This window comes from Romboutsia sp. (assembly GCF_051659545.1).
Lineage (GTDB): Bacteria > Bacillota > Clostridia > Peptostreptococcales > Peptostreptococcaceae > JBOFOR01.
The window spans coordinates 1-10,569 of the sequence record NZ_JBOFOR010000160.1 but is presented as its reverse complement, the minus strand read 5'-3'; the positions used below and the strand labels follow the sequence as shown (position 1 = coordinate 10,569).

Genomic DNA, 10,569 nt, shown 5'->3' with positions numbered 1-10,569 from the left:
AGTAAAAGTTAATACTTTGTATTGCTACAGATGTAGCAACTAAAATTTATCAGGAGCCGTATGCGAGGCCCGCACGTACGGTTCTGTGAGAGGTCTGAACTCGGGATTAATTACCCCGAGTTTTTCCTACTCGATTAGGGATATGAATATTAAAACATAGCTATTTTGTTATATTTATATTAAATGTTTATTCTCAGAAAGTACAAAAATTTACCAAGGGGACATACTGACGAAGTGACGAACAGTAAATTTCAAGATAAAGAATATTATACCAAAGTATAGTTTGAAGGTGATAAAGTGGATATGTAATGGAGTAGGTAAAGAATAAGAGGAGAGTAATACAGGAATAGGAACAAGATAATAAACTAATATTAGATTATAGGAGTATGAAAAATGGTAACTTAGAGGTATATTTTTTTTCAAAGAAAATAGATAAGATTATATATAAAGACAAACAAAGTATACATAAATGATAAATAAAATTGGGGGAGAAAATAATGAAAAAGAATAAAACAATTGCATTTGTAATGGCAGCAGGATTATTAATAGGGGGAACATTTGCAGGAACGAAAGCATGGTTTACAGATCAAGAAGTAGTAAATAATGATTTAGTAATAACTACTGGTGATATAGAGGTAGATGCAAATGATGAAGAAGAGAAATGGGTTCCGGTATATAAAACTATAGACGGTGAATATACTCAATTTTATGATAAAGCAGCACCAGGAACTAGTAAAGTAGAAGTAAAAGAAGATGGAGCTAATAAATCATTTACTAATGTTAGACCAGGAGATGTATTTAGAAAAGAAATAAATGTAAAAAATACAGGCACTCTAAATCAAATAGTAAAGACTAGTGGCGGTGACGATGTAGATGGTGATAATTTTGAAGTTATATCAGGTAGTATAACTAATTATACACTTAAACCTGGTGAAGCTACTAGTTTTCAGATATTAGTAAAAGTTTCAGAAGCAATGGATAGTAAGAAAAGAAGTGGAAGTGAGAATACGGAATTTATATTAGAAAAAGCAATGACACCAATTGTTATAGAAGCTAACCAAGTAAATAAAAAATAATAAAAATATGTAAAGAGCATTCTTAATATATTAAGGATGCTTTTTAGCACAAAGGAATGATTAGGTAATTATGAAGCTAAGTAAAATAATGCTCAAAACATTAATTATAGCAACTTTCATATCTTCCACATTAACAAATACATTTGCAGATGACAAAAATAAGATACTAATAGACCATATATTTACACATGAAGATAGAACTTGGTATCCAGGAAAGATAGAATCAAATGATTTTTATATAACAAACAATAAAGAAAATAATATAAGTATAGATAGATTATACATGGAATTAAAATCATCAAAGGACTTAAGAACAAATCAAAGACTAGATATAGAAAGTAAACAATTCAAAGAACTAGCTAAAAATAGTAAAGTAACTTTAACTTATAAAAATACAGTACTATTTGAAGAAGAATTAGATAACTTATTATCTGAAAAAGGAATAAAATTATCACAAGAAATAGATATAAAATCTAATGAAAAAGCATTATTAAATATGACTATAGATATGGATGAAAAAATGAATAATGATGCACAAGCTCTTGAAAATATATTTAGTATAGGAGTTGCATATAAAATAGATGATACAACACCACCAGTAGTAGATCCAGATACTGATATAGATGGAGAAACAGATGGAAATGGTTCAGATAAGCTACCACAAACAGGAGGACTAATAAACTCAGCTAGCTTATTAGCACTAGGAACTATAGTAATAGGTGCAGGAGTAGTACTAAATAAAAAATCATCTGAGGAAAAAGGAGGTAAGAACAATGAGTAGATTAAGAAGACTTAAGGAAAGAAAGAGAAAACAATTTATAAAAACTGTCATGACTAGCTTAGTTCTTACATTATCTATAGGATGTGGAAGTACTATGACTACTTATGCTTGGTTTACAGATAAGGAAACTGTAGAAAATGATTTAGTTATAACTATGGGTGAATTAGATGTGAATATAACAGAAGGTTTTAATATTAGCGAATTAAATAGAAATGATGAAGCTTATAAGACTTTTAGTATAAGCAATGATGGTACACTAAAACAACATATAAGTATGAAATTAGATGGTATAAACAAAGATATTGAAAAGTATATAAATTATAAGATTGTATTTAATAATGAGGCTATTCAACCGATAAATGGAGAAGAATTATTAAATGGTGATCATATAAATTTAAAATATGATAATGGGACATTGGTTGTACTAAATCCAACTGAAACCTTAACTGCAACAGCATATATAACTATATCTAAAGATATGCCTAAAGACTTAATTAATTCTTTTGTGGAAAATGCATTAACATTTGATTTAAAGGTTATAGCTACTCAGGTAAATAATGAAAATATTATTTTAGATTGGGGATTTAGTGATATAGCGATACAAAAGAATTCTTTACAATTTGAGCAAATAACTACACCGGAATTACCCCAAGAAAAAAATATAGACGTTCAATTAGTAGCAGATGAGGAAACTGTAAAGATATTTATTAATGGCATAAAGGAAATAAATAATAAAGATATATCTAAAATAGAAGTTATTGGTGGTACGGGTGAATTCAAAGAAAATATAGAGATTAAACATGATAATGATAATATAGTATTTATTCAAAAGAATCCTGCAGGTAATTTTAATATAACAAATACTGAATTCGATGATAGTAATACATTAAATTTGAAATTCAGTATGAACGATGGAACATATAAGGAAATTAAGTTTAGATTTAGAATTAAGTATAAGAACGCAAATAACTATGAATTAGAAGGATATTATGAAGTTATATCATCTGGAAAAGTAGATATATCAAGTGAGCCAGAGATAGTTGAGCCACCAAAGGAAGAAGTAGAAATACCAAATAAACCAGAAATAGTAGAACCACCAAAAGAAGAAGAACCAAATAAACCAGAAACAGTAGAACCACCAAAAGAAGAAGAACCAAGTGAGCCAGAGATAGTAGAACCACCAAGTGAACCAGAGATAGTAGAACCACCAAAAGATGAAGAAGCCATAATATCAAATAAACCAGAAACAGAAGATATTGAAACAATAAATATAGATACGCAAGTATAAAAAGTAAGTGGTAACTTAATAAGCTACCACTTTTATTTTAGGAGGAATAAAAATGCAATCTCAAAACCAAGTAAAAAGAAAAAAAAGAATAAAACCATCAACAATTCTGAATACAATACTAGCCATAACATTAACAATATTAGTACTAAATATGTTAACAACAAAATCAGATAAAATATTTAAAATAATAGGATACAGAACATACACAGTACTATCAGGAAGTATGGAACCAGAAGTTTATCCAGGAGACACAGTAGTAATAAAACACACAAACAAAACAGATATACAAGTAAATGATGTAGTAACATATACAGACGATGAAGGAGTAGTCATAACACATAGAATAATAGAACAAACAGATGAAGGATATATAACAAAAGGAGACAATAACAACGTACAAGACTCAGACATAATCACATCAAAGGACATAATAGGAAAAGTAGTCTTTAGCATACCAAAAGCAGGATTTGTAATACAATTCCTATCACAAAAATGGGTAATCACAGTAGAAATGATATTACTTGGAATATTCATAATCATCTATAGCAAAAACGAATAAAGAGGAAAAGTATGAAAAAAATAATAGGAAAAATACTAATAATAATAGGAATAATCATAATAACAGTACCAACATACCTAAATTACACTACAAAAAAATCCAACGACCAAGTAGTACAAAAATACGAAAAAGTAATAAACTCAAACCAACAAGACAAAACCAATTCAAAAACTCAACTACCAGAAGACATAATAGGCATACTAGAAATACCAAAAATAAACTTAAAAGTAGCAATACAAGAAGGCACAGACAAAACTACATTAAAAACAGCAGTAGGTCATTTTAAAAATACTGCAATGCCTGGCCGAGTAGGAAATTTTGCAGTAGCAGGACACAGAACCTATACCAGCAACAAATTCTTTAGTAACCTAGACAAAATGGAAGAAAAAGATGAAATAAAAGTAGTAACAAAAACAGGTACCTTTACATATAGAGTAACTAGCACAGAAGTAGTACCCCCTGAAAAAGTTGAGGTGCTAAACCCTAAGAACAATAAAAAAATAATAACACTTATAACATGCACACCTAAATATGTAGGATCTCACAGACTAGTAATACAAGGAGAACTTAAATAGGGCATGTATTTTTAGGACCCACAGATATAATACACTATAGTTTAAAAAAATAGTAAATATAATGATAAGGGGAGGCATAAAAGATGAAAATATTAATTATTTCAGACTCATTTATAATCAAGGAAGCTATATCTAGTTTATTTATAAATAACTTCAAAACTAGCAAAGTCAAATCAATAGAATCTATAAATGATATTGGATTAGAAAGTTTAAATACTTATGATATTATATTTATGGAAATAAGTATCAAAACATTAGAGGATTTAGAAAAGGTTATAGAACTAAAACAATTAAATAGTAATTTAAAAATAGTCGTATTAGATCATTCTAAAAATGAAATAGTTTGCACCAAAGCAATTAAAGTAGGTATAGACGGATATATAACTAATTTAGAAAGTGAAGAAGATTTTGTATATATTATAAAAAAAATAATATCAGGAAATAAATTTTATGATGGACAAACTATTCAAAAAGCCTTGAGTAAGAATTTTGATAAAACACACATTAATCTAACTAATAGAGAAAAGGAAGCTATGATAGAAGTATCAAAAGGGTCAAGTAATAGGGAAATAGCTAAAGCTCTAAACATAACCGAGTATACTGTAAAAAAACATATAAGTAGTATACTTGATAAATTAAACTTGAAGAATAGACAGGATATAATTATATACGTTAAAGATAAAAACATACATAGCTAATCAAAACTATATACGATAAGATAAAAATATATATAATTGATAAAAATTATATATAATAATATAAAAATATCATAAAAAAACATATAAATAATGTAGAGATATGTATAATTAGTGAAAATATATAGACAAATTGAGAATTACTGGAAATATTTCGAACAAATACAGTATAAATGACGAAGGCTTTAACCACTAAAATAGAACAATGTATAGTATTATATATAGTATAGTAGACAAGAGTAATATACAAAGACATAGTTTTTATAAATAGAAAGTAACTAAGAAGTATATCCTGTATATGGGCACTTGGGATATATGGAGTTAGTAGTGCAACCGACTTTTTCTGATGATAGATAGTCGGTTTCTGTTCAAAACCACTATCTTGAAATTTATATTTTTTGGGGAGGGTTTATGAATATTTTAATAGTTTCAGGTTCGTTTATTTTTAGAGAGGCATTATATAATTTATTTAGCTCAAAATTTAAGGACTACAACATACAATCAATAGAAAGTGTGACAAGTTTAAGCAATATGGATTTATTTGAGATAGACTGTATTATTGCAGAGACAAATGATGAATGCATTGAGGAATTATTAAGTTTAAAAATGGAATATAAAAATATAAAAATAATAGCATTAGATCTAATAAAAAAACAAGAAATATTTAAAAAACTAATAAAAGCAGGCATTGAAGGATACATACTCGACATGTCTGACAAAGATGAATTTATATATAAAGTAAGTACTGTATTAAGGGGAAAGAAATACTACGATGCAGACTTAGTAAATGTTGTACTAAGCGATAATGTGAAGATGGATATTGAAGAATTAACCAATAGAGAATTAGAAGTTCTAGAACAGGTATCTGAAGGTCTTAGTAATAAAGAAATATCTAATCAACTATACATTTCCGAGTACACTGTAAAAAAACATATAAGTAGCATACTAGCCAAGTTGGATTTTAGAAGCAGAAAAGATATAATAATATACGCAAAAGAAAGTAATTTCTGTAAGAGCCTATATACTAGTTGAAGTTATGTACTATGGTATAACTATAAACGTATTTAGGGATTCTTTGATTATAGGACTCCTGTAGAATATCGATTATCAAAGGTGACTGAATAAAAATTGTATCAAAAGCTATTTCCAATCCATAATTGACATCTCTGTTAATAAAATAATATATTATATAGTCAAGGATTGATTAGGGACTATCCAACTTAAATTGCTAATACTGTATATATTTACATCATATATAGTATTAGCAATTTAAGTTGACTAGTACTTGAAATATAAAGATAATATTTATAAATGGGGGAAGAAAGGATGAGAAAAAATAAAACTATAGCATTTACACTAGCTGCAATGATATCTGTAGGAGCAGGAGCATTAGGTACAAAAGGTTTATTTACTGATAAAGAGACCGAAACCAATAAATTTACAATTACCATAGGAGATTTAGATGTAAAATCAGAAGTGACTAAAGAATGGTATGTAAAATCAGCAGGAGATAAAAACATAGAAGGACAACCTATATCAGAAGTTAATAATAAATTGCAACCAGGAGATGTACTGGCTAAAGATATAAAAATATCAAATATTGGCTCACTTAATCAAGAGATAATTATAACAGCAGGAAATAGGACTAGTGTAGATGGATTTATAGTTGATGATACAGACTTCAGAAACATAAAAAGGATAAGTGCAGGAAATAATGAAATAGCAACAATAACTCTTACTCTAGATTCTACAATGGTAGATGATAAGTATAATATGAAAGGTGAACAGGCGAATCATACTATAGATTTAGATAATATAGTAGGAACTTATACCATAGATGCAAAGCAAGCAGATACACAAAAATAATAAGCTATATAATAAAATGAAATAAAATATGTATCTCACAAGGTGATTATATGAGAAATATGAAAAATCAAAAGGTAAAATCTACTATCAGCGGTTTAGCTCTAACATTATCAATAGGAGTATCTGGAGGGTTAGGAAGTTATGCTTGGTTTTATGATACTGATATAGTAGAGAATAATCAAACCGTAGCATTGGGGGACTTAAATACAAGTGTTTCTATAGGGTTTGGAGATGGAGCGACAGTTGAAGTTGAGCTTAATGAAGAGAGCACTATAGAGAAAACATTTGATATAAAAAATGAAGGCAGCCTAAATCAAAGAATAACAAATATAACATTTCAAGACAATGGAACTAATGTAAGTGACAAGGGCAAAATAATATATGAGTTATATGATAAAACAAATAATAAGGTTCCAATGTATAACATAAGTACAAGCCAAAGGATTGAAAATTGTAGCTTAGCTGATTTGCCAAGTGTATATGTAAAAGTAGATAAAGTATTAGATGTAAAAAATACTATAACTTATACCTCTAAATTAAGAGTTCCAGCAAACTATACTTTAACCCAAGATAGCAAAATAAAGTTCAACCTCGTAGTAAATTCAGAACAAATCAATGTAAACCAGACAAGTGGAGGTAGTAATAATGAAATATATAAATAGATTTATTGCTACTGGAATAGGGATAGCTTTAACATTTAGTACAACTTGCCTGAGTAATGGTTGGTTCTACAATATTTGTAAGCAAGAAAATGCAATTGAGCTAGTAAATAATCACAAAGAAGGGGATTTTTTTGTTAAAGATGGTGAATACTGTCTTACAGGAAACTCTACTCAAGGGTTTAAACATAAGCTAAATATCATATATCAACTAACAGGTGAATATTCCACTAATGATGTAGAATTTAAAATAATATTTCCGATGGAAGAAGATTATAATAATTTAAGGAATGCAGTCATTAGCAAAGAAGGAAGTAGTATAGTACTCGAGGGAAAATATTTATTATTGCCCAACAAACAATATACATTTGACATAGTTATGATGGATAAAAATTACGAAGAAAGTAGCCGAAAAACTATATGGATAAAAAGAAATGATTTATTAGCAAATGGTAATGCAGTAGTAATGATTAGTAATAAACCTTTTAATAGTAAGGGAGAATATGATGAAAAATAAAAAAACAATCATATCAAAAACTATAAATTGTTTATTCGTGTTAGTATGCGTACTTTTAATATTAAACTTTATATCATCAAAGTCAAATACAGCCTTTAACATAATGGGATTTAGGACCTACACCGTGCTATCTGGAAGTATGGAACCGAAGTTCGACCCAGGAGACGTAATAATAATATTAAATAAAAATAGAACTAATATTGATAAAGGTGATATTGTAACTTTCTACAATACAGTAGAAAATCAAATAATAACTCATAGAATAGTAGAAAAAAATAGCACAGGATACCTTACTAAAGGTGACAATAACGATGTAATAGATGATAATGTATTAAAAGAAGAAAATATAATAGGAAAAGTATTATTTCATATACCTAAAGTCGGATACATAATTAAATTCTTATCAAATCCTAAAGTGATAGCGATAGAAATGTTTATACTAGCAGGATTAGTGATTTATTACGCGAAAGATGAAAACTAAAAAGCATTAAGAGATAAAATGGATAATAATAAAAAAATTGGATTTTGACATAGAGATTAATTTATGTTAATATATAACTTGTCAATTAAATACTAAGTAAGCCAGACAATCGCGGGTAGCATTAGCTACGCGAGGAAAGTCGGAGCTGCGCAGAGCAGGGTGCTAGGTAACGCCTAGTGAGAGTGATCTTAAGGAAAGTGCAACAGAAAAGAACCGCCACTTATGTGGTAAGGATGAAAAGGTGAGGTAAGAGCTCACCGTTCGCTAGGTGACTAGCGAAGCCGTGTAAACCCCACCTGCAGCAAGACCAAGATAGGATAAAAAGGATGTTGCTCGCATCCTCCGGTTGGTAGGTCGCTTGAGCTTATTGGTGACAATAAGCCTAGAAAGATGATTGTCTAATACAGAACTCCGCTTATAGACTTGCTTATTATTTTGACTAACACTAGGATAACCTAGTGTTTTTTATTTTCTTTTACTTCTTCTACCTTTCTCACTATCTTTATAGTAATAGCTATAATATCCATAATCACTACCATTAGCTTCAAATTTGTTTAATATAGTGCCTATAATATTGGCACCAATACTTTCTAATCTTTCCTTTGATAGCTTAACAAGACCTATATCTGATTCTTTTGACCCTACTACAAATATACATCCATCTGTATATGTAGATATAATACCTGCATCTGTTACTATGCCTATAGGTGGAGCATCAATAAATATATAATCATAATATTGTTTTATTCATTTTACAAAGTCTTTCATTTTTTTAGATGAAAGCATTTCTGATGGGTTAGGAGGTATTGGTCCATACGTTAGCACATGTAAATTTGTTACTTCTGTTGCATGCACACATTCTAAGAAATCTTTTCCGCTTACTAGTATATCTGTAAGTCCTTTTATATTACTTATTCCAAACATTCTATGTACGCTAGGATTCCTTAAATCGCCATCTAGTATAAGCACATTCTTGTCTAAAATAGAAAACTCAATATTAGTTCTAATAGCCTTGTAGGCTTCTGAAATAGGGAATTTTGGATTTTGTATACTTATAAGTTTTTTCATCATATCCTCCTATTTCACCAAATTTTCATTAGGTATTACTCCTAATATTGGTAGTCCTAAGTGTTTTTCTATGTCTTGTAGTGTCTTGATTTTGTTGTCTAAATATTCTAATAAAAATACTATGAATAGTCCTAGCATTACACCAAGTACTGCTGATATTGCAACATTCATAGTTTTATTAGGTTTTACAGGTACTTCTGGTGTTATGGCTCTATCTATCACTTCCACCTTATTTGCATTAGTTATTCTTTTTACTTCTGATGTGAAGACTGTTGGAATTTGATTAGCTATGTCTCTAGCTTTATTGGGATTTGTATCATGGATGATTATACTAATTATTTGAGTGTCTTTAACTGCTGATACAGATATTTTTGATATCAATTCTTCATAGGTCTCATCTAAACTTAGATTTCTTATTACAGATTGTAATACTGTTCTAGATTTTATTATTTCCCCATAAGTAACTGCTAATTTTTGAGTTACCATGAATTGATCTCCTGTTACCAATTGTGAATCTTGTGTTTTTTCTGTGTTTACAATAAGCGTAGTTTTTGCTTCGTATATAGGTTTTAATACGAAAAAACTTATGACTCCACTTACAACTGAGGCTATAATTGTCATTAGTGCAATTATCCAAAACCTCTTTTTTATAATTGCAAAATACTCCATTAAATCAATTGTGTCTTCCGTTGTGTCTTCCATGTTCATCTCCCATTTCATTAATATTTTAGACAAAAAATAGCTATAACCTTCTGATTTTATACAGAAAACTATAGCCGGTTGCACCACTAGCTCCATATGTCTCAGGTGCCCAGAGATAAGACATATTTCACAGCTTTATAGTATTTTTATATTAAAATTTATGGTAACTATTCAGTCAAAGTGAATTACAATATAATTTTCTGACGATACTAAAAATACTTTTAATATCATTAAAAAAACAAAATAATCAATTATAAACTAAAAGTATATACTTTTTTAGTTTATACCTTAATCATCTTATT

14 protein-coding genes, 1 other RNA gene and 2 riboswitches are annotated in these 10,569 nt (G+C 28.8%); of the genes, 13 read left to right on the top strand and 2 right to left on the bottom strand.

Annotated features, from left to right (window positions below; translation table 11 throughout):
* Window positions 1-497: 497 nt before the first annotated feature.
* The 13 genes from ACRC03_RS09090 (at window position 498) to ACRC03_RS09030 (ending at window position 9,227) form a co-directional block, all read left to right on the top strand.
* On the top strand, window positions 498-1,076 hold the full coding sequence (locus tag ACRC03_RS09090; RefSeq protein WP_438652250.1) for a hypothetical protein: 579 nt from the start codon (window positions 498-500) through the stop codon (window positions 1,074-1,076).
* Window positions 1,077-1,146: 70 nt separating this feature from the next.
* The gene (locus tag ACRC03_RS09085) at window positions 1,147-1,857 is read left to right on the top strand and encodes a hypothetical protein (protein WP_438652249.1); all 711 of its coding nucleotides are present in this window, start codon (window positions 1,147-1,149) and stop codon (window positions 1,855-1,857) included.
* Window positions 1,850-3,145 (top strand): TasA family protein, encoded by a 1,296-nt coding sequence (locus ACRC03_RS09080; RefSeq protein WP_438652248.1) that lies wholly within the window; start codon window positions 1,850-1,852, stop codon window positions 3,143-3,145. Before ACRC03_RS09085 ends, ACRC03_RS09080 begins: the two co-directional genes overlap by 8 nt.
* A gap of 52 nt (window positions 3,146-3,197) precedes the next feature.
* A complete protein-coding gene (locus ACRC03_RS09075; RefSeq protein WP_438652247.1) occupies window positions 3,198-3,704 on the top strand; it encodes a signal peptidase I in 507 nt (168 codons plus the stop codon).
* A gap of 11 nt (window positions 3,705-3,715) precedes the next feature.
* Window positions 3,716-4,279: a class D sortase gene (locus ACRC03_RS09070; RefSeq protein WP_438652246.1), complete on the top strand. Its 564-nt coding sequence runs from the start codon at window positions 3,716-3,718 to the stop codon at window positions 4,277-4,279.
* Window positions 4,280-4,362: 83 nt separating this feature from the next.
* The gene (locus ACRC03_RS09065; protein ID WP_438652245.1) at window positions 4,363-4,977 is read left to right on the top strand and encodes a response regulator transcription factor; all 615 of its coding nucleotides are present in this window, start codon (window positions 4,363-4,365) and stop codon (window positions 4,975-4,977) included.
* Window positions 4,978-5,238: 261 nt separating this feature from the next.
* Window positions 5,239-5,322, top strand: a riboswitch (cyclic di-GMP riboswitch).
* 63 nt (window positions 5,323-5,385) lie between these two features.
* Entirely contained in the window at window positions 5,386-6,006 is a 621-nt protein-coding gene (locus tag ACRC03_RS09060; RefSeq protein WP_438652244.1) for a response regulator transcription factor, read from the top strand.
* Between the two features lie 294 nt (window positions 6,007-6,300).
* Entirely contained in the window at window positions 6,301-6,840 is a 540-nt protein-coding gene (locus ACRC03_RS09055; RefSeq protein WP_438652243.1) for a hypothetical protein, read from the top strand.
* A gap of 50 nt (window positions 6,841-6,890) precedes the next feature.
* Entirely contained in the window at window positions 6,891-7,502 is a 612-nt protein-coding gene (locus ACRC03_RS09050; protein ID WP_438652242.1) for a TasA family protein, read from the top strand.
* The gene (locus ACRC03_RS09045; protein ID WP_438652241.1) at window positions 7,486-8,016 is read left to right on the top strand and encodes a hypothetical protein; all 531 of its coding nucleotides are present in this window, start codon (window positions 7,486-7,488) and stop codon (window positions 8,014-8,016) included. The genes ACRC03_RS09050 and ACRC03_RS09045 overlap by 17 nt, the downstream gene beginning before the upstream one ends.
* Window positions 8,006-8,497: a signal peptidase I gene (locus tag ACRC03_RS09040; RefSeq protein WP_438652240.1), complete on the top strand. Its 492-nt coding sequence runs from the start codon at window positions 8,006-8,008 to the stop codon at window positions 8,495-8,497. The genes ACRC03_RS09045 and ACRC03_RS09040 overlap by 11 nt, the downstream gene beginning before the upstream one ends.
* Window positions 8,498-8,590: 93 nt before the next feature.
* Window positions 8,591-8,931: RNase P RNA component class A (gene rnpB / locus ACRC03_RS09035), an RNA gene on the top strand.
* 116 nt (window positions 8,932-9,047) lie between these two features.
* Entirely contained in the window at window positions 9,048-9,227 is a 180-nt protein-coding gene (locus ACRC03_RS09030) for a hypothetical protein (protein ID WP_438652239.1), read from the top strand.
* 17 nt (window positions 9,228-9,244) lie between these two features.
* Here the strand turns inward: ACRC03_RS09030 and ACRC03_RS09025 are convergent, their stop codons facing one another.
* Together ACRC03_RS09025 and ACRC03_RS09020 are read right to left on the bottom strand one after the other, a co-directional pair.
* Complete coding sequence (locus tag ACRC03_RS09025; RefSeq protein ID WP_438652238.1) at window positions 9,245-9,565, bottom strand: tyrosine-protein kinase family protein; 321 nt, start codon at window positions 9,563-9,565, stop codon at window positions 9,245-9,247.
* Between the two features lie 9 nt (window positions 9,566-9,574).
* On the bottom strand, window positions 9,575-10,267 hold the full coding sequence (locus ACRC03_RS09020; protein WP_438652237.1) for a YveK family protein: 693 nt from the start codon (window positions 10,265-10,267) through the stop codon (window positions 9,575-9,577).
* A gap of 63 nt (window positions 10,268-10,330) precedes the next feature.
* A riboswitch (cyclic di-GMP riboswitch) is annotated at window positions 10,331-10,413 on the bottom strand.
* Window positions 10,414-10,569: the final 156 nt, after the last annotated feature.

Coding starts and splice junctions, on each gene's coding strand:
- ACRC03_RS09090 (WP_438652250.1), top strand. CDS start 498: ATGAAAAAGAATAAAACAATTGCATTTGTAATGGCAGCAGGATTATTA.
- ACRC03_RS09085 (WP_438652249.1), top strand. CDS start 1,147: ATGAAGCTAAGTAAAATAATGCTCAAAACATTAATTATAGCAACTTTC.
- ACRC03_RS09080 (WP_438652248.1), top strand. CDS start 1,850: ATGAGTAGATTAAGAAGACTTAAGGAAAGAAAGAGAAAACAATTTATA.
- ACRC03_RS09075 (WP_438652247.1), top strand. CDS start 3,198: ATGCAATCTCAAAACCAAGTAAAAAGAAAAAAAAGAATAAAACCATCA.
- ACRC03_RS09070 (WP_438652246.1), top strand. CDS start 3,716: ATGAAAAAAATAATAGGAAAAATACTAATAATAATAGGAATAATCATA.
- ACRC03_RS09065 (WP_438652245.1), top strand. CDS start 4,363: ATGAAAATATTAATTATTTCAGACTCATTTATAATCAAGGAAGCTATA.
- ACRC03_RS09060 (WP_438652244.1), top strand. CDS start 5,386: ATGAATATTTTAATAGTTTCAGGTTCGTTTATTTTTAGAGAGGCATTA.
- ACRC03_RS09055 (WP_438652243.1), top strand. CDS start 6,301: ATGAGAAAAAATAAAACTATAGCATTTACACTAGCTGCAATGATATCT.
- ACRC03_RS09050 (WP_438652242.1), top strand. CDS start 6,891: ATGAGAAATATGAAAAATCAAAAGGTAAAATCTACTATCAGCGGTTTA.
- ACRC03_RS09045 (WP_438652241.1), top strand. CDS start 7,486: ATGAAATATATAAATAGATTTATTGCTACTGGAATAGGGATAGCTTTA.
- ACRC03_RS09040 (WP_438652240.1), top strand. CDS start 8,006: ATGAAAAATAAAAAAACAATCATATCAAAAACTATAAATTGTTTATTC.
- ACRC03_RS09025 (WP_438652238.1), bottom strand. CDS start 9,565: ATGAAAAAACTTATAAGTATACAAAATCCAAAATTCCCTATTTCAGAA.
- ACRC03_RS09020 (WP_438652237.1), bottom strand. CDS start 10,267: ATGGAAGACACAACGGAAGACACAATTGATTTAATGGAGTATTTTGCA.